The following is a 19,708-nucleotide window of genomic DNA, read 5'->3' as shown; positions in this document are numbered from 1 at the left end:
TTCTAGCTCGACAGCTACTCCATTTGGCTAAGAGTCTTTCTGCCTTTTATCCCCGCTTTATCCTGTTAGTTGCTACCTAACAAAATAGGGGATATGCTTTTACCGCTGCACCTGCGGACTGGGACTTGACTTAACGTCTCACCCAGAAGTGTAATCAGTTATCACTAACTCGCAGCGGAGTCAGGCTAACCGTCCCTGGATAGGAGAACCTATCCATTTAGGCTAAACGAATCGCACACCGGAATTAATATTAAACTCCTTAAATCCTAAGAAAGCGAATCCGTTGCAGAACTTCCTTTTTTCGCAACAACAAAACAGAAAAAACCCGGTTTGTCCAAAAAACCGGGTTTCTAAATACCCTCAAAGCTTTAGGTTTAATAAAGCTTTGATTCTTAACTCAAAACTATCACCACTCCCAACTTAAAACTGTTGAGATTTTGCTGTTGTTTTTGCCCGATCGAGCTTTAAGATCAACACCCCCAAAGGTGGCAAACACAAGTCGATCGAATAAGCACTGTTGTGGAACCACCACTCCTCAGTCCACTTGCCTCCCAAATTCCCCATATTGCTGCCGCCGTATTCCCGCGCGTCGCTGTTAAACAACTCCGTATAGAAACCAGGTTCCGGCACTCCTACGCGATAGTGAGAGTGCGGCTGCGGGGTAAAATTGCATACTGTCACCACAAACTCGTCGCCATCCTTCTCTCGGCGCACAAATGCCACGACACTGTGTCGGTTGTCGCTGCAATCAATCCACTCAAACCCATCCTCAGCAAAATCTTGACTGTAAAGTGCCGTTTCGCTGCGGTACAAATTGTTCAAATCTTTAAAAAACAGCTTCAACTTTTGGTGCGGCTCGAATTGCAGCAACTGCCACTGCAAATCCCCCCAAACGTTCCACTCGTGCCACTGGCCGAACTCCATCCCCATAAAGATCGTTTTCTTTCCGGGATGAGTAAACATAAAAGTAAACAAACACCGCACGTTTGCAAACTTTTGCCATTCGTCTCCTGGCATTTTCCCGATGATGTGGGCTTTGCCGTGCACTACTTCATCGTGGGACAAAGCCAGCATGAAATTCTCGCTGTGGTTGTACCACATACTGAAAGTTATGTTGTTCTGGTGGAACTGGCGGAACCACGGGTCCATGTGGTAATAGTCGAGCATATCGTGCATCCAACCCATGTTCCACTTCAGGTTGAAGCCCAAACCCCCTACATAGGTCGGCCAAGATACCATCGGCCAAGAGGTAGATTCTTCGGCGATCGACAGCGCACCTGGGAAATAGCTAAAAATGACGTGATTCGCCTGACGCAGAAAATCTGCAGCCTCGATATTTTCCCGGCCCCCGTACTGGTTGGTCAGCCATTCTCCAGGTTCGCGACAGTAATCCAAATAAAGCATCGAGGCTACGGCATCTACGCGAATCCCGTCGATGTGGTACTTGTCAAACCAGAACAGAGCGTTTGATACTAGGAAATTCCGCACTTCGTTGCGGCCGTAGTTAAATACTAGGGTTCCCCACTCTTTGTGTTCGCCCTTGCGGGAGTCGGCGTGTTCGTACAAGTGAGTTCCATCAAAGAAAGCCAAGCCGTGGCCGTCTTTGGGGAAATGTCCCGGTACCCAGTCCACCAGTACGCCAATGCCGTTGGCGTGGCACTGGTCAACAAAATACATGAAATCTTCAGGTGTGCCGTAGCGGGAAGTTGGGGCGAAATAACCGGTGACTTGATAGCCCCAAGAACCGTCGAAAGGATGTTCGGCGATGGGCAGCATTTCGATGTGGGTGAATCCCAAATCTTTGACGTATGGTATCAGCCGATCGGCTAATTCCCGGTAAGTCAGAAAGCGCGCCCCCGGATTGAGTTCCGAAACCTGCACGGCGGGTTGTATTTCCCCATTTGGTAGCACGGCGGGTTCGTCAGTAGCGGCGTGCAGCCAAGAACCGATGTGGCATTCGTAAACCGAAACCGGCTGCGTCAGTGGGTCTGTGTGCCGCCGCTTTTCGATCCAAGCGCTGTCGTGCCAAGTGTAGGTATCTAAGTCGGTGACAATTGATGCTGTTTTGGGCCGCACTTCTTGCTGGAAACCGTAAGGATCGGACTTTTCGTAGGGATGTCCGTCTTGGTTTTTCACTTCGTATTTGTAGGAAGTTCCCACGGATAGTCCCGGAATAAATAATTCCCAGATGCCGTTTTGCGATTTCCGCATTTGATGTTTGCGGCCGTCCCAATAGTTGAAATCTCCTAAAACAGAGACATTGCGGGCATTCGGGGCCCAAACGGCAAAATATACTCCTGTGATGCCGTCTACTTCGGTGAGGTGCGCCCCCAATTTTTCATAAATCCGGTGATGATTGCCTTCTGAGAATAGGTGCTGGTCGAATTCTGTGAGTTTGGGCGATCGAAAGGCGTAGGGATCGTAGATGAAGCGCTCGTGTTCCCCTTCTTTGACCCGCAATTGATAGTTTGCTAGTTCTGGGGTGTCGATCGTACATTCAAAAAAGTGAGGGTGATGCTCTGATTTCATCGGGTATTGGGCCCTGGCCTCCGGCAAAACTACGGATACCGCATCCGCATTCGGCAGATAAGCTCGGACGACCCAGACTTTTTTGCCATTTTCTTCGATCGCATGAGGGCCTAGCACTTCAAATGGATCGTGGTGCTGATTCCAAACAATGCGGTCAATCTGTTCAAAGGGGACGGTCGCGGGCATAAAACTACTTACCTCAATCTTTTAACTAAATGGCTTTCAAAACCTAGAGCGGCGCTGCACTTTACATTTCGATACATTTTTGATTGCTGATCCTACCACTGATTAGCACGATCTTGACTGCTGCAGATCCAGCGCGCGTCCTTGCACACACAGCAGGCTGTTGCCTTGCCGACGGCCGAGCTGGGGTTTTACTGCTAACATCTAAGTATAGAAATAGTGAACGAACCTGACGGTCAACTGAGTACAGTTAGACCGCCGGCTTCTTTTTCCTTTTTTTCAAAGGCTTTTTTGAGTGACGGAGTTCCCCCGCCACTTTCGTAACTTAGACCAATTCTCTTTATAAGCTTAGCTGAGTTTTTATCTCGATCCAAAGATTCTCCGCATTGACAAGAATGCCAGCGCTCCGACAATTCTTTCGGTACTTTGTTGAGGCAATTCCAGCAATGTTGAGAAGTTCCTCTTGGAGAGACAAACAAAATGCTTTTACCCAATTTCCAGGCGACATATTTTAGGACGCTGGCGAATTGCCCATGAGCAGCATCAAGCATGGATTTATTCAAGCCACTTTTAGCTGACTGACCGTTCGGCAAATAAACCAAATTACCATTTTCAACATCTGTCTTGGGCTGGGCACGTCTAGTTAAATTTTTGACACTCAAGTCTTCACCAACTAAAACCTCACATTTACCGAATAGCTCATGTGCAGTTTTAAACTGAAAATCTAATCGGGATCTAGCTACAAACTGATGGAGTTGGGAAATCTTGTCCTTGATAATCTTCCAAGGCTTAGAACCCTTGACTCTATTAGCTAACTTCGCTTGAAGTTTTGCCAATTTCTGGGCAGAATTCCTCAAAAACCTAGGATTCTCAACTCTCTCGCCATTGGAAAGATAGACGTAATTAGTGATTCCCATATCGATGCCAACAGTATTTTCGACCGTCGGTTGAATTTCTGCAACCGTTACGGGAACTGTTTTATCTTCTAGCGTCAGGGAGATATACCACCCATCAGCTTCTCTGATAACTGTTCCCGTCTTAACTGTGAACCTTGTTGGTATTGGACGGTGGAAAACCATAGGTACTTGACCTATTTTTGCGAGGTCAATACAAATCCTATTTTCCTCGTCCTTGACAATATCAAGATTGTCTAGTTGAGGATAAGTGAAAGATTTGTAGTAATGAAGCCCTTTGAATCTGGGCTTGCCTCTACGATTGCCATTTGTGTCCGGCGTGGTGAAATTTGAAAAGGAAGTTTCCACCCTGTTGACGACATCTTGCAAGACCTGCGAATCTAACACTTTATAATCAGGGAATAACTTTTTTGTGTTTTTCAGGTCAGCCAGTTGTATGGTTTGCCACTGTACATATCCGCCTTCAATGTTCGAGAAAACATCACCTTTCCTGGTTAGAGGATTGCCTGACTCATCCTTTTTTCTACCATCCCTAGTTTGCACTCTCGTCAAAGAAATATTTTGATAAATTTCCTCAATCGGGACTATCGAAACAATCAAGGGGCAGGCGTTGATAGGTGTTCTCGTGGCTGACCACCACCTAAATCTATCGCCAAGTCGGTAGTTGTACTGCCGACGACAGAGCTCTAGGTGAGCCACCATCGTTGTTAGTTGGGCTTTTGTGGGTTTGAGGCGGTATTTGTAAGTGAGTTGCATTTTTTAACTTTCTTTTTTCGACCTTTGCATAGTATAGTTTGTGTATGTCCAAAATGCCACACCAAAGATTACCATTTCAACACTTAGGAAGTACATCGAAAATCAAGATACTTCCGAAGATTAATTCATAGTGGCTAAGTCTAATTGTCGGTTTCCGTCCCTCCACCCGACGCTTCTTTCCATCACGCGGGCGTAATTCCCAACGGGGTACTTCGCGCAGCGCTCAGATGTGTCCCCTCTAAATATACCGAGGGACTTCCCGGCTGGTAGTTCAAACAAATTGAAAAATTTATATTTTTTCCCAAATATCCTTGACTTATTTTTTTATATGTGATCGGGAGTTTTTATTAAACTCTTGTCGATTGGCGACTCCCGGAGGGTCAACCCTGTAAGTGTTGGGGAGCAGTTAATAGTTTACCTGGAATTTTCAGGCAGGGAGCATCGCCCGATCGGTAGACTTTCACATCTCGGAGGCGGGGTTTCCCCACAAAGTCCGTAAATTTGGGCAATACGCTCAAACGGCGAAGGATGCTTAACTCGGTATTGAGGAATCAAAGCTAAAGGACTCAGTCTTCGAGCATCCAAGTCTCTGCTTGCTTTCCTCTCGTCTGCGGGCCACAGCGGCGGGGATGGCAAGCGAGACTCCATAGAGTGCAAAATTTGCGTCGAGTCTCGCTTGCCTCCGGTTGATATTCAGTTGAAGCAGCAGCACTGGCAATGTCCTCAAACATCCTGTCACAGGCTTGAGTTTCAAAAGGTGCAGGCCGGGAGTCATTCGATTTTAGATTTTAGATTTTAGATTAAAGAATTGACACCACGGATAAATCCGGGGGCTTGAGGCTGCAAGGATTTTGGATTGATTCCACGGATAAATCACGTGGCCGGTACCATCAAGAAATTATTGGTCAAATTTTCTACTTGAAAGGGAATGCTCCTGTAACGCAGCGAATCAGCGGACTTTGCTGCGGTAACGGGACGTACTGAACTTTAGTAAAAGCAGCAGAGAATCACTAACACCCAACTTGAGACCTAGACCTATGAGATGAAAAAATGCGAGGAGCGAACGATTTTTCACCTGGAGGCTAGGCTCGTTGGGAACCAACTCCGAGATAGCCCTAGTTAGGGCTTTTTAGGAGCAGGGGCAGGGCTAGTAGTTGGAGTAGCCTTTGGAGATGGAGAAGAAACAGGAGGATTAGTAGTGCCAGCGCCCGGAGAGGGGCTAGGGGAGCTGGGGGTGGTGGTATCTCCTCCGCAGGCGCCGAGGGCTGCTGCCAAGCCCACGACCAAAGTCAAACGAATTAATCCTTTGTTCATAAAAACTCCTTAAGATTGAAAACCCATCGCAAGGAAGGGAAGAGTGTACTTGAGAAACAATGCTGGCACGAATAGCTCAACGATTCGCTCGTTGATTACAATACTGCATTTATTAATAAATTTCACATAGATTATCGCTAACCAGCAAAGATTTCTTTTTTTTGGCAAATCCTGAAGTCAAAGAGACCAGTGGTAGGATGGGTTGGTTGGCTTGTGAGGTATCCTTGGTAAGGATAACCGATCGAACGCAGATAGCCACTACTGGCGCTCTGGGAGACAAAAAACTCTTAACCTCAATCAAGCTGAAGCTACCCCACTTTACGTATTGGTGAACTTTATGACCGCTGCTATCAGATCCCCGGATTCTCCCCGCTCCCGATCGACCCGCAAGCCCGCTGCTGGCCCAGCCAAAAGCAAAGTTACTTCTATTGCCAAAGCTAGGCGGGCGAAGACAGGGCCGGTATTGCCCAACTACTCGCCAGCAGACGAACAGGCTCAGGTTCGGCAGTCCGCATCGGTGCTGAAAGTCTTGCCCAATCGCCAGCAGCAGCCAGTGTGGTTGCGCTCGCTCCTGCAGGCACAGCGCGCCTCCTCAGTGGTAGCAGTTATGCTTTTGGGCGGTGCTCTGAGTCTCTACGGCTTGACAGTTTACGGCGAGCAGCGCTGGAGTCAGGAGTATCAAAAACTGGAAACTCTGCGCCTCCGGGAACAACAATTGAGTGCTTCTAGTGAAGTCTTGAAACACCAACTTGCTAAAGAAGCCCAAAATCCCGAAACCGGTTTGGCTCCGCAGAATCCTGGGGACACGATTTTCTTGCAGCCGGCCCCTGAAACTCGATCGCCCGTTGCGGCACCAAATTCTGAGCCCGCTCTCCAGAATCGAGCCGGTGTGGAAACACCGCTGGGCTATTAAACCTGTGTCAAAGCGGAGAGCGCCCTCCGGGCATGAGTGTCCGAGGGCATGAGAATTTGAGGCTCTAATTTCCTTTTTGACTTTTTTCCAAGTCGCGATCGATTTTCAGTTTCCCACCGGAAGTTACAGATTAAAAATAATTAAGACCACTTCAAAAAACAGAATGCAACTTTAGGTGCGATCCAAACCCTGATAGGGACTGCTCATTCCCAAGCCGTGAATTTTATATTTTAAGATTTAAGTTATAAATTATCAATTATACAACGCTCTAACTTGCTATTGAATTTTTAATGCCATGAGCTACGACCCCCGTTTTGACCGCTACAGATCGCCGAATTTCAAACGCACAAAACAGGCGGGCGATTCCCTACGGGATAGCTTCGCCGCGCGTACTGGGTGGAAAAAATCAGCAAAACCTAGAGATTCCGGCAGTTTCGGCCGATCGCCACAACAGACGGCTGCATCTTGGGGGCGACCGGTGGAGCGTTTAAAGCGCAGCAAGTTCCGTTTGTGGGCGGTGTGGGCGGTGTTGATGCTGGGGGGGCTGGGGCTGGCTGTGAATTTGTTTTATTTGCAGGTGACGCGAGCTCCGGCGCTGCGTAAACAAGCTCTTCAGCAGCAAACTCTCAAAACGAAGCCGTTTGTACCGAGACGCCCGATAATTGACCGCGCAGGAAATGTTTTGGCGATCGACAGACAGGTGTACACGCTCTACGCTCACCCGAAGTTATTTAACCACTCGAAGGCGGAAATTGCTGCTAAGTTGGCTCCGATGCTGGCGATCGAACTGACTCCGGGCACTACGTCGGAAACTGAATTGATACGTAGGTTTAATCTTGCTGAAAGCGGTATTACAATTGCGGAGTCTCTACCTCAAGAGGTTGCCGATCGCGTCGCTGGGATGCAAATTAAAGAGAGTCTGGTGGATGGCTTGGAGTTGCTGCGTCAGCAGCAGCGTTTTTACCCACAGCAGGAGTTGGCGGCGGATATCCTCGGTTATGTGGATGGGGAACGGAAGGGACAAGCTGGGGTGGAATACAGCCAGCAGAATTTGTTGGAACGATCGATGCCGTCGATTCAGTTTAGCAGGTCGAGCAATGGGAATTGGGTTCCCGATCGGCTGACGGCGGGATTTGTGCAGCTTGATGACTTGAAATTGCAATTGACGATCGACAGTCGCTTGCAGCGGGCGGCCCGAAGTGCCCTCAAGGAAAAAATGAAGCAACACGATGCGAAGCGGGGCACAGTGATTGTGATGGATGCCAGTAACGGGGAATTGCTGTCAGTTGTGGCGGAACCTTCTTATGACCCGAATCAATATTTTAATTTCGATTTGTCGCGCTATAAAAATTGGGCTGTAACTGATGTTTATGAGCCTGGTTCGACTTTTAAAGCGATTAATGTGGCGATCGCTCTGGAAGCGGGTGCGGTGAAACCTAATACTGTGTTTAACGATGAAGGTCGGATTTACATGAATCCTTGGACTATCCAAAATTCCGATTACCAAAGAGCAGGCGCGCGCGGCCCTTCGACTGTTACTGAGATTTTGAAACATTCTAGTAATGTGGGGATGGTGCACATGATGAGAACCATGAAACCTTCTCTTTACTATCAAGCTTTAGAAAAACTTGGACTCGGACAAACAGCAGGAACTGATTTGCCTTTTGAAGTAAGCAGTCAACTTAAAAATCGAGAGCAATTTATTAACTCTCCTGTGGAAGTTGCTACTACGGCTTTTGGGCAAGGTTTTTCGATTACTCCGATGCAGTTGGTGCAGCTTAACGGCGCTTTGGCTAATGGTGGCAAGTTGGTGACTCCTCACGTTGTGCGGGGACTTTTTGATAGGGAAGGTGAAGCTTATTGGAAGCTTCCGAGGCCGGTTCCAAAGCAGGTTTTTTCGCCGGAAACTACTAAGCAGGTGTTAGAAATGATGGAAACTGTGGTTGATGGCGGTACGGGGAAAGCTGCACAAATTCCTGGGTATCGGATTGCTGGAAAAACGGGCACGGCTCAAAAAGCTAATGCTGGTGGGGGTTATTCTGACAAGGCGATTATTACTAGCTTTGTGGGGATCATGCCTGTGGAGGCTCCTCGGTATGTGGTTTTGGCGGTGATTGATGAGCCGAAGGAGGGTTCTTCGGGGGGTACGGTGGCGGCGCCGATTGTGGAGTCGGTGATGGAGGCGCTGATTTCTATTGAGAAAATTGCGCCGAGTAAGAAGTAGTTGATTATACAGCATATTCGGTGGTTGATGAAGTAAAGTAGCCGCTATATTTATGTTGTGTGATTTTAATATGTAGGGTGCGGATCTGCGACCTTTTAAATAGAACTTGCAGATTGACGGGTGTATCCGCACCTTACTTAGGAATGAGAATTAAATAACTCCCACTCTTGAAAGTGGGATGGGCGTCCCGCCCGTCCTTTTTGGACGGGCGGGACGCCCATTCCACAATAAAAATTAAAATTGTAAGTTATTTAATTCGCGATCCTTACTACAAGATTGTGTGTACTTCATGAACCTGGAATATGCTGTATCTGAGATGTTGCACCATTCTCAATAAGCCTTTTATGAACAGGCTTTTCTGCCTGTTCCACAAGAAAATTCACTCTTTGCGGAACAGGGCGAAAAGCCTGTTAAGCGAGAATGGTACTCTGGGCGTGAGTTAGATCGGAGATATTGCGTCAAGAATTGACATCGAATATAAGCATCGACAACAAGGCTATTGACGACGCGGTAATGCCGTTTCCCTAGCCCAAAATAATTGAGCGCCCTGTCAGTAACAATATCTTTTGTTGTCGTTGGGTTTTGATTGTCTTTGGGAGGTGCGTTTATGTCCTAGGAGAGTGGAGATGATGATGCAGCGTTGGCTGTTTCTTAAATTGGGATGATATAGTGTTAGGGTTCCTTTGGCTCTTATACTCGTTAGCGTGCAGTCGTGGTCGCTTCGAGATACGGGGCAACCTCTGTGGTTGAACATGACGCGCCGGATTGTGCCGTTTGTTTTTTGCTCGTTGCTGTCATTTACTTGGAGCACTGTTGTTTCATCTGGATCTATTTGAATTTGCGGTTCTAGGTTTTTCCATTGACTGGCTGGTATTTGGGCTGGGGGAATGTCGGCTGGATGGACTGCTACTTGTACGTTTTCTCCTACTTGTTTGAAGCTGGCTTGCCATGAAATTTTGGATCGTTTGGCGTTGCTGCGGGCAAGTTCCATTGCCCAATAAGCCCGATCGAGCGATACCTTTAAACGGTGGTTGTTGATAAACATTAGCCAAGAGGGGGCGACGATCGCACAAAATATTCCTATGATTAAAATAATTATCAATAGCTCAATCATGGTAAAACCTGGGGCAGGTGTAGTGGCTCTGCCTTTGAGCGTTTTATTTATTGACACGTAGATGCACTCCCTGATATTTAGCTGGACAAAAAAACAGCTAGGAGGAGCTATTTTTTATTGGTTATATTTTAACTTTGGGTTTGGCGAGTGTGTAGATCGGTATTTACTGAAAATTTATGCGACTTTAAAAAAACTGCGCGTAAGGAAACGGCAGTCAGGAAACGGTAGTGCGCTTTCCCTACAGCAATTTTGTCGATCGCCCGATCGCACCAGAGCACGAAGGTATGTAGGGAGCATCTCACTTTTACAGCCAAGCTAGAAGTTGGAGTTTTGAGGCAGGAGGCAGGAGGCAGGAGGCAGGAGGCAGGAGGCAAAAGGAAAGGCTCTTCTGAGTTTAGGGCGTAAAATATAGCAATCAATACAGTTAGAGTGATGAATTTTCATTTAGACTATCCATTAGACTTGCCGGGAATCAAGGTGGAAAATTGTACTCAAATTGAGGGACAAGTTTACTTTCGACGCTCGTGTTTTAGCGTCAGGAATAGTTGGCTATCACGGCGAGAATTATACAAAATAACTCCATCATAATCTTGCGGAGTTCTGGGCGATCGCGCGATCGGATATAATCATTGCCCGGTTAAGTTCTCCATTTAAATTGTGTGTCAAAAATCACTCTATTTATTGTGGGATGGGCTTCTAGCCCGTCCCGAATATACAATTTAAATGCGCGACAGCTTAATTGTAGGGAAACGGCAGTGCGGTGTCCTAATTTCGGGTAATATCAAATCTGTTAGCATCGAAATTATTCATCTATCTATTCTCGACCTCTGGGTAAATGGGCGTCAATCCCTTGTCCGGGGCGGTTAATACATTCTCTTTTTTCACTGCAGATATCAGGGCTGTTTCATTCTCTTGTAGGGGCAGCAAAGAGTGGCAGCCCCCATGTCTCAAACGCCTGTGAAGTCGTCTCTAGGGGTAGGCATTCTTGGCACTACAAGAGTCAAAATCGGGATTTTCGCGAGAATGAAACCGCCCTGCCCTGCTTGAGGGAGGGATTACTTGTTATCTTGAGGTTTATTTAAAGAATTAAGATGATTGTTCATATCCTGCAAATATTTTGCTAAAACAGGATACTGTGAAGTTGCTAGCAGTGCATCTTTTTTCTGGCTGACTGTTGTTTCTAAGGGCAAAACGCGATAGTTAGTTTTATTGTTCTGAGTATAGCGGTGTACCCAAGTAGGATGTGTTTTTACATCGGTAATTTCTGTGGTTTTTTCGGGAAATTTTTTGCGAATATTTACTTGCAAAATCACGCCTAAGTCTGTATATTTTTTATTCTGACCGGAAATGAAGTTTCCCATTGAATAAATGGCTACAGCTTTGCGGGTTTTGCCATTTTTGCCGGGAAAATTAAAAATTTTGTAAGGTTGGACGACGTGGGGATGGCTGCCTAGAATGATGTCTGCACCGGCTTTTAATAGGTTTTCAACTAATTGTTTTTGTTGGGGGTTTGGCTGGCGCTGATATTCGTCGCCAAAATGCAGGGAAATTGCGATAATATCTGCTCCTTGTTTGCGGGCTTTGGCTATGTCTTTGACTATCTTTTTTTCGTCGATTAGGGAAACTAAGTAATCTTTGCCTTTGGGTATGGGAATGCCGTTTGTGCCGTAGGTGTAGGCTAGCTTGGCTAGTGAAATGTTGTTTTTGGTGCTGATAAAAGTGCGATCGGCTGCGGCGGCTGATGTGGCTGTTCCTATGGCAGCAATTTTGCGATCGCTCAGATTGGCGATCGTCCTAATTACCCCTTTTTCTCCACGATCTAAAGCATGATTGTTCGCTGTTGTCAAGATATTAAATCCGGCTTTTTTAGCAGCATCCGCTAATTGAGCCGGTGCGTTAAATAGCGGATATCCCGTATATCCGCCCGCATCGGAGCCCGCTAAAGGTGTTTCGAGATTTCCGATTACCCAATCGCCTGTTGACAGGATACTTTTAACTGGTGCGAAGAAATTGTCAAAATTGTATGTTTGCTTTTTTGCGTCGTAGCCCGATCGCGTTTGGGTACTGTGCATCATGATGTCGCCGACAGCAATTAGTTTTGCTTCTTTGATCTCAGACTTGGGTTGGGGGGGAACAGGGGTTGCTATTGGCGAGCGACTTTCTGTAGGCTGTGTGTTGGTTTGTGGCGTTTGGATATTGCAGCTAGCCATTAACAATGCAGCTATTACCGAGAGCGTCGGGGGAAATTTCATAATTTATCTATAGTAATTTATCGTGTTTATGGTATCATTAATAATCGCAATTTAGGCAGTTTTTTTTTTTGAACCACAGAGAGCACAGAGAACACAGAGGAAAAGAAGAAAACAGAGATGTTGACAAGTTTTGTTAGGATATCGATGGTTTGCTGGCTACTGGAGAAGGAATGTTTAAAAAATATTTGATTATTGGATTTATCATTTTTGCATCTGTTATCGGTTTAGGTACTTTGAGCTATGCTGAAAGTTGGGCCGATAAACCTTTTGAATTTGCCTTGATTGGCGATTTGCCCTACAGTGCCGAACAGGAAGCACAATTTCCGAGTTTGATTGCAGATATCAATCGATCGCCCGCAGCGTTTGTCGTCCACGACGGCGACATTAAAAACGGTTCTAGTGTGTGCGATGATGCAACGTTTGTCAGCCGCAAGCAGTTATTTGACAATTTTGAGATGCCGTTTATTCTAGCTTATGGTGACAATGAATGGACGGATTGCCACCGTTCAAAAAACGGCAGTTACGATCCAGTAGAAAGACTCGCTAAACTGCGGGAAATATTTAGCAACGGTAATCAAAGTTTGGGAAAGCGCACCTTAACTCTCACCCGTCAAAGCGAAAACCCGCAGTTTGCTAAATTCCGCGAAAATGTTCGCTGGATTTATCATGGCGTTGTGTTTTTGGCGATTAATATGCCGGGAAGCAACAACAATTTTGGCCGCACTCCCGAAGCAGATGCAGAATATGCCGATCGCAATTGGGCTAACTTAGCCTGGATCAAAGAATGTTTTGCTTTAGCCAAACGCAGCAACAGCAAAGGAATTGTGTTAGTTGCACAGGCAAATCCGGGATTTGAACTCGATCCGACGGACAAAAGAAGAAGCGGCTACAACGATTTTATCGCAACTCTGGAAACAGAAACAGGCAATTTCCCAGGGCAGGTTGTATTCGTTCACGGCGATACTCACTATTTCCGCATCGATAAACCTTTACCATATTTTACCGATGAGACTCAATTACCGAGAATGAAAAATTTTACTAGAGTTGAAACTTTTGGTTCTCCAAATGTGCATTGGTTACGGGCTTTTTATGAACCGGAAAATCCTAATTTATTTGAATTTAAGCAGCAGTTTGTTCCGCAAAAATAGGCTGTTAAACAAAATTTTTATGCCAAATAAATATTTTTTGGATTACAGTGAAGATAGGTAGAATCGAGGAATTTATTTATGACGATCGCAACTGAGCGCCTCACCCTTGAAGAATTTCTGAAACTGCCAGAAACCAAACCTGCTAGCGAATATATTGAGGGGGATATTATCCAAAAACCTATGCCGAAAACAAAGCATAGCTTATTGCGATTAAAAGCCTGCAACGAAATTAATCAGGTGACGGAAACTCCCAAGATAGCTTATGCGTTTCCAGAGTTGCGGTGTACGTTTGGCGGTCGATCGATTGTTCCAGATATTGCGGTACTATTGTGGGAACAAATTCAATTTGATGAGAGCGGTGAACCAGTCGATGATGTGCGAATTGCGCCGTATTGGGCGATCGAAATCCTGTCGCCACAACAAAGCTCAAATCGCGTAACTAGAAAAATTATTCACTGTCTGCAACATAATTGTCAGTTGGGGTGGCTAATCGATCCAGACGATCGATCGATTTTAGCGTTTTTGCCCAACCAACAACCGCAATTCTGCGAAGGTAGCGATGTCGTTCCTGTGCCCGAAATGATTCCCCTGAATATCACCGCCGAACAGGTGTTTAGCTGGTTGAGAATGCAAGAATGAATCAGGGCGATCGTCTTTTTTTACATGACATCCGGTTTTAAATCTCCTTTTTTAAAGTCTCGCGTTGCGCCGAAGCAAGGCAAGTGTAGTTGCGGTTTCAACCGCCGATCGTAGGGGCGGGTTTCACCGACAATTATTGTCAATAATCGACAATCTAGTAAACCCGCCCCTACCCAACTGTAAATCCCCATCTATGTTTTTCTACTGCGATCGAAATCAAGGTTCATGTAGTTATTGGTGGTGTGGGGGCGGGTTTATATAGATTGTTTGTACTCGTTATATATTGTCTGTAAAACCCGCCCCTACATATATTGTCTGTAAAACCCGCCCCTAGGAAATTCCCTATTTCCGCCACCTGTCAAATTGGTCTTCGGAACAGCCATTAATAAATTGATTGCTCACCCAACCGTCAAGGATTGTCAAAGTTTCATTAGGAGGATTACCTGAAAATCTGGCCGCAATTTTCACCCACTTACCTTGTCTGCTGACAGCCCTAACTCCGTCTCCCCTTTTCAATTTAGCAACAACTGGGTACTGATTGCCTGGGCCTTTGCGAATGTTAATAGCGCCACCTTCACCAGTAATAAACGAGCATTGAGTTTGCTTTTTTAAAGCTTCTGCTTTTGCGGGAGCCAGACTTTGCTGCTTGCCGAAAACAGGAAAACTGTAAAGTGAGAAGCTAAAACTTGCAACGACGGCTGCAATAAAAAAGGCTTTTGATTGAGTGAAAATTAGCATTATTTCATTTCCTTGGATTGGCTGAACTGAAGTCCTGACTATAATTTTTTTTATAATGACTTCAGTCCTTACTACTAACTGTTATTTGACAGAGGCAAACCATTCGGTAACACCTTGGGCGATCGCCGCGGCTAACTTCTTCTGTTCTGTCGGATTCACAATCCATTCAAACTCTTCGGGATTGATCATAAATCCCAATTCCATTAAAACAGATGGAGCAACTGCAGGACGAGTCATGGCTAAGTTGTTCCAGAATACACCATAGCTCGGACGGTTCAACTTGGCAACTAAATAATTGTGCAAAAACATTGCCAAACTGTGCGCTTGCGGGTGAAACCAGAAAGCGCCGACGCCTTTAGTATTAATGGCGTCGCCGTTATCCGGCAAAGCATTGTAGTGAATTGAAATTGCGATCGCAGGTTCTTCTTTTTGAATCATTTCCACCCTTGGCGGCAAATCCAAATCGACATCTTCTACCCGCGTCATTAGCACATTCGCGCCCCGATTTACCAATTCCTGTTGCACCAATTTCGACACCGTTAAAGCTACCGTTTTTTCCCTAATTCCCACTGGGCTCACAGCACCTCCATCCTGCGGCCCGCCGTGTCCCGGATCGATGAGAATCTTAATTCCCGACAGCGGTTTTGCTTGCGACACAGGCATCATGCTTGTATTCACCGGCGGGTGTTTTAAAGACAGCACTAAAGTTGTGCCGTCGTATCTCAATTTATAGCCCCACTGTTGGGCAGATTTGAGATTAAAAGTGTATTGTACTTGCAGTGGCGATATTTGTTGCCATTCCAAACGCGAAATTACCGGGTCATCGTCGAGGCGAATAATGTCAGTTTGAGCGGTGGTATTGTACAGGGTTAAGGTGAAAGTGCGTTCTCCTTCCTGCACGGTGACTGGGACGGGTGTTTCTAAGGGAAATAAGACCTCTGTCCAGCCGGAAACTTGACGCGATCGCGCGCTGCGAATAATCGATCGCGGAGGCACTGCATCCTTGACAATTTGCACTTCCGATGCTTTAATCCAAGCACCGTAATCAAGTCTGAGCCATTCTCCCTCGCGCCCAATAATTGTTGCTCGCGTTCCCTTCGGCAGCGGTGTCATCCGAGAAAAATCTGTACTCGCCCCGGTTCGGGCAACACCCGGATCGGCCGTTACTTCTGCTATTTCTAAATCCGCCGGAGACAGAATAGAAATCTTGCCAGTACCTTGTTGGCTGATAGTTTGACCGTTCATTGTTAGCTCAAATACAGGCACTCCCAAATCCACTTTTTCTCCTTTTAGTAGCGAGGAGTTAGACTCATTGCCCCCCGTTGGCAAGGCGGCATTAGACTCATTGCCCCCCCTTAGCAAGGGGGGGTTGGGGGGGGTTTTACCGCAGCCTTGATACTGTTCGCTGCCGCCTTTTTCGATCGGGGAGTTTTCACCTAACAGTACAGATTTGTTATCGGGTAGTTCCACTTGCGATCGCGCTTTTAAAGGAATAGTAATACCCGCCAATTTTACTGAAACTTGAGCATTCGCCGGTGCGATCGCCCCAAAGCAAATATATTCCCCCGGCAAACTCGCGACATCGACTTTCGGCGTCAGGGAATCTTTAGCAAAAGCCAATCCTACAGGGGCTACCGGCTGATTAGACTCGCGCGTCACCTTAATTTTGACTTCCTGATTTTCGTAACGCAAGGTAAAGAGATTTTCGCCGAGTTGCAGCGGAAAAGTCGGGGCGAAATGACCGACTGCCGTGCGCGAAATTTGGTTGCCATTTACTAAAACTTGTCCCGGTGCGGGCGCTGTGCCGATTAAAAAGATGCGATCGGCTGTAGTTTTGTGGTTGGCGGGAGGATAAGCGAGAAACAAAGGTTGAGCGGCGACAGCTACAGAGGCGATCGCCATTATCAGGCCAAACACAACTAATCCTAAAAATTTTCTCATTCTACATCGCAACTAATTGACACTCTGTGGGTTATTTATACTAGAACTTGCCCTAAGAAACCGGATTTCTGAGGATTAGCCGTAAGTCTTATTTACTAGACACGGCTCATTTTATCAGGTTTGTAGTTGCAATTGAGCGATCGGCAATATAAATTCCCGCGTAAAACCATTAAGTTTTAATTAGTTCAGAGGTCGTTCTCCACAGTTGATCCAACCGATTCGCCGGCATCGTCAGATACAAAACATCCCCCGTACTCAGACAACAATTTAGTAAATCCCAGCCGTGGAGAGTTTGACACTTAGTTTCCACATAAAGAGGCACAAAATCAGCAGACTTAGCAGCATCTTGAATACGGTGGCCACAGAAAGGATGGTTTGGCGTAATCAAGGTGGCCAAGCAAACCCAGAGACTGTCAGCAGTCATTCCGTTACCCAAAATTCTGCCTCCAATTGCCGCCGCCGCGAAAGCAGGAGCAGCCAATTCCGTCGGGTTCAAAACTCCTTCAAACTCAAAAACTTGCTGCACCATCAAAGCAAAATGTGGGTCTTGATTGCGGACAATAACTGATAGTTTTGGTGCCAATCCTTTAGCGCTCAATGCAATTTCGACATTAGACATATCGCTGCTAGTAACAGCCAAAAGTGCTGCCGCTTGCTTAACATTAGCAGCTTCCAAAGTTGCGGGCAAACTGGCACTTCCCTGAATGACCGGAATTTTCATTGAGCGAGCCGTGCTCAGAAATCGGCAGTTTGGATCTTGCTCGCTCGCCACAATATCGTAACCGTTAGTGTGCAGTTCTTTAGCAATTTGGATACCTATTCCTCCGAGCCCGCAGATAATGTAATGATGGCGCTGCGGCACTCGCGCCACATCCCAATATTCGGTAAAGCGAGTTCCCAATACATAATCGTTGAGCAGTGCGTAGCAGATGCCGATGATGCCGGCTCCAACTAACATCATGACAATTGTAAATAGTTTAATGCTTTCGGGAGCTTGTTCGGCTACTTTTTCATGGCCTCCGGCTCCGGTAATCATCCCTACTGAAAAATAGAGAGAATCGACAATTGAGATATGCTCGTCAACACAAATATAGGTGGCAGTAGCAACGGCAATCATGGCCAGCAGCGTCAGTACAACAATTACTGCTGCTTGGCTGTGCTGCTGAAATCTGTGCAGCCTAGTTAATGTTTTGAGCAGTTTTTGAGTTAAAGTTTTTTGGGGGCTGTGGAGAGTCGGCTGAGTTGCAACAATTAGCCGATCGCCCTGCTGACACTGCCGATCGGCAAGCACCGCCGATACTAAATCAGTTTTGTTAGCAGCCGGGAGATAATAAATCAACATTCGCGATCGATCGTCCCACAAATCGCTGAGTTTGCGATTTTTCCAAGGATGTGTTTCATCGATATATTCTTCGTGAATCGGCCAAGTGCGATCGAACAAACGCAACTGTCCGATCGCCTGATTGCCGAGAGCCGCAAAGGCAAAAACCGGAGCAGCCAATGATGAAACGCTCATGGAAGCGTGATCGGGCAAAGTGTGGTCAATCCTGTCGCCCAAGCTAGTATTGAACAATCTGTTGATAATGCGAATCTGAGGATTGAGAATCCTCGCTTGCATCAAAATTGCCAAATTCACAGCATCATCGTCTCCTGCAATTACTAAAGTGTGAGCGTTTTGAATGCCTGCCGTCAACAAGGTAGAAGCTGCTTGCAAATTACCGACAACCACATCAGAAGTTTCGCCGCGAATTGGGCGATCGCTAATACCAACCACAATCGCTCCTTGCTGTCTCAACAAACAAAAAATCTTGTGGCCCGTGTGCCCCAACCCGCAAACAATGATTCGAGGTTTCATAAAAAGTTATTTGCCAGCCAATTTCGGAGCTGTCCTTTGTAATTTTACTTACCATTGTTGACTGTCGTGGCTTTGCAGAATGTAGCTAAAAACACTATCTAGGATACTTGTGCCACAGTCTCGAAGTGTTGGAAACAAAGAAAAAGCTGTGCCGTGTTTCTAAAGCCGCGTTCCCAAGTGTTGAAATAAACACACCACACTGCCATGTACCTACAGACATGAGGTGCAACTAACCTGATTTAATATTTGAAAAATATCCGGGTGCGACAGCCAACCAGCGGAATTTGAATAGGTAGGGACAGGACACTGCCTATTAGTCACAACTTAAGGTTAAACCCCTAGTCCGGCAGGGGTTAAAACCCCTGCCTAATAGCGAAAGTCCTCGCTATGAGGACTAATGAGTTTAACAGTCTTTTTCTCAGTCCTCTTTAGAGGACTTTAGCTTTGAGGCAGGGAATTCATTCCCTGGCGGACTACCGGTTTAACCTTAAGTTGACACCAATAGACACTGCCCTGTCCCTACAACTATGACTTCCTACATAAATTTAGCTGCCTTAGCGGCAGGAGTTATTATGAAATTGACTGCACCCTTATTAGCATCCGCTTTAGTTTTCGTCGGTACTGTCGCCTTTGCAAGCCAAGTGCAAGCAGATCCAGCCAGCAACTCTTGGAATAGCACTAGAACAACATTTCAGTGCGTTACTTCCGGTCGGAATTTTGTCACAATTGCGCGCCGGGGAAATGTCACGACAGATCCAATGATTCTGTGGAAATCTACCGAGTTCGGCCGGGAATATACACCTTGGCAGCGCTGTCAAATTGTTTCCAATAGATTGACCAAAGCTGTTGCCCAGAATGGCGGCAGATTGAGCAACTTGCAGTTAACAACAGGAATTGTTAATAACTTGCCAGTAGTTTGTTACGTGAACGGACGGGGGCGCTGCAACTCTCAAAATCTGCTTTTCACCCTAGACAAGCGCAATGCTAAAAATCCCGGTGATGCTTTAACGAAATTGATTAATTTTGCCCAAGACGGCAGCGGGCCCGTGGCAGTGTTCAGAACCGGAGCTCCATCGGCTGCACCGCAGTTTGTTCCCTTTGGAGATATGGTCGATCGAGCTTTTAATTCTCCCAACAAGAAACCGTCAGTTCCTGTAGCAAAACCGCAGGGCGATCGGGGTATTTAAT

General features: G+C 46.3%; 15 protein-coding genes. 5 read left to right on the top strand and 10 right to left on the bottom strand.

Annotated features, from left to right (window positions below; all coding sequences use genetic code 11):
• Positions 1-420 precede the first annotated feature (420 nt).
• The 4 genes from glgB to QUA88_RS13380 all read right to left on the bottom strand — a co-directional run bounded on the left by glgB (position 421) and on the right by QUA88_RS13380 (position 5,696).
• A complete protein-coding gene (glgB, locus tag QUA88_RS13395) occupies positions 421-2,715 on the bottom strand; it encodes a 1,4-alpha-glucan branching enzyme (RefSeq protein ID WP_333055765.1) in 2,295 nt (764 codons plus the stop codon).
• Between the two features lie 233 nt (positions 2,716-2,948).
• Positions 2,949-4,382, bottom strand: a complete 1,434-nt coding sequence (locus QUA88_RS13390; RefSeq protein WP_333055766.1) for a transposase — start codon at positions 4,380-4,382, stop codon at positions 2,949-2,951.
• A gap of 532 nt (positions 4,383-4,914) precedes the next feature.
• Positions 4,915-5,157 (bottom strand): hypothetical protein, encoded by a 243-nt coding sequence (locus QUA88_RS13385; protein ID WP_333211717.1) that lies wholly within the window; start codon positions 5,155-5,157, stop codon positions 4,915-4,917.
• A 344-nt stretch (positions 5,158-5,501) separates the two neighbouring features.
• Complete coding sequence (locus QUA88_RS13380) at positions 5,502-5,696, bottom strand: serine protease (protein WP_333055767.1); 195 nt, start codon at positions 5,694-5,696, stop codon at positions 5,502-5,504.
• Between the two features lie 337 nt (positions 5,697-6,033).
• On the opposite strand from QUA88_RS13380, the gene QUA88_RS13375 reads away from it, so the two are divergent.
• Together QUA88_RS13375 and QUA88_RS13370 are read left to right on the top strand one after the other, a co-directional pair.
• A complete protein-coding gene (locus QUA88_RS13375; RefSeq protein ID WP_333055768.1) occupies positions 6,034-6,609 on the top strand; it encodes a hypothetical protein in 576 nt (191 codons plus the stop codon).
• Positions 6,610-6,904: 295 nt separating this feature from the next.
• Complete coding sequence (locus QUA88_RS13370; RefSeq protein ID WP_333211720.1) at positions 6,905-8,833, top strand: penicillin-binding protein 2; 1,929 nt, start codon at positions 6,905-6,907, stop codon at positions 8,831-8,833.
• Between the two features lie 550 nt (positions 8,834-9,383).
• On the opposite strand, the gene QUA88_RS13365 is transcribed toward QUA88_RS13370, so the two are convergent.
• The gene (locus QUA88_RS13365; protein WP_333272095.1) at positions 9,384-10,004 is read right to left on the bottom strand and encodes a transcriptional regulator; all 621 of its coding nucleotides are present in this window, start codon (positions 10,002-10,004) and stop codon (positions 9,384-9,386) included.
• 998 nt (positions 10,005-11,002) lie between these two features.
• On the bottom strand, positions 11,003-12,199 hold the full coding sequence (locus QUA88_RS13360; RefSeq protein WP_333211724.1) for a CapA family protein: 1,197 nt from the start codon (positions 12,197-12,199) through the stop codon (positions 11,003-11,005).
• A gap of 170 nt (positions 12,200-12,369) precedes the next feature.
• On the opposite strand from QUA88_RS13360, the gene QUA88_RS13355 reads away from it, so the two are divergent.
• A complete protein-coding gene (locus QUA88_RS13355; protein ID WP_333234106.1) occupies positions 12,370-13,347 on the top strand; it encodes a hypothetical protein in 978 nt (325 codons plus the stop codon).
• 78 nt (positions 13,348-13,425) lie between these two features.
• On the top strand, positions 13,426-13,986 hold the full coding sequence (locus QUA88_RS13350; protein ID WP_333264127.1) for a Uma2 family endonuclease: 561 nt from the start codon (positions 13,426-13,428) through the stop codon (positions 13,984-13,986).
• A 20-nt stretch (positions 13,987-14,006) separates the two neighbouring features.
• Here the strand turns inward: QUA88_RS13350 and QUA88_RS13345 are convergent, their stop codons facing one another.
• The 4 genes from QUA88_RS13345 to QUA88_RS13330 all read right to left on the bottom strand — a co-directional run bounded on the left by QUA88_RS13345 (position 14,007) and on the right by QUA88_RS13330 (position 18,520).
• Positions 14,007-14,177: a hypothetical protein gene (locus QUA88_RS13345; RefSeq protein ID WP_333211731.1), complete on the bottom strand. Its 171-nt coding sequence runs from the start codon at positions 14,175-14,177 to the stop codon at positions 14,007-14,009.
• A gap of 151 nt (positions 14,178-14,328) precedes the next feature.
• Entirely contained in the window at positions 14,329-14,724 is a 396-nt protein-coding gene (locus QUA88_RS13340; protein WP_333055776.1) for an SH3 domain-containing protein, read from the bottom strand.
• An 81-nt stretch (positions 14,725-14,805) separates the two neighbouring features.
• Positions 14,806-16,665 (bottom strand): N-acetylmuramoyl-L-alanine amidase, encoded by a 1,860-nt coding sequence (locus QUA88_RS13335; RefSeq protein ID WP_333272089.1) that lies wholly within the window; start codon positions 16,663-16,665, stop codon positions 14,806-14,808.
• A 169-nt stretch (positions 16,666-16,834) separates the two neighbouring features.
• Positions 16,835-18,520 carry an NAD-binding protein gene (locus tag QUA88_RS13330; protein WP_333272086.1) on the bottom strand — a complete coding sequence of 562 codons (1,686 nt, stop codon included), beginning with the start codon at positions 18,518-18,520 and terminating at the stop codon, positions 16,835-16,837.
• Positions 18,521-19,047: 527 nt separating this feature from the next.
• On the opposite strand from QUA88_RS13330, the gene QUA88_RS13325 reads away from it, so the two are divergent.
• Positions 19,048-19,707 carry a COP23 domain-containing protein gene (locus tag QUA88_RS13325; protein ID WP_333211737.1) on the top strand — a complete coding sequence of 220 codons (660 nt, stop codon included), beginning with the start codon at positions 19,048-19,050 and terminating at the stop codon, positions 19,705-19,707.
• The last annotated feature ends 1 nt before the right edge of the window (position 19,708 follow it).

The sequence above is a fragment of the Microcoleus sp. D3_18_C2 genome (assembly GCF_036702395.1).
Lineage (GTDB): Bacteria > Cyanobacteriota > Cyanobacteriia > Cyanobacteriales > Microcoleaceae > Microcoleus.
The sequence above is the reverse complement of the archived record's forward strand: the minus strand, read 5'-3'. Positions and strand labels throughout refer to the sequence as shown.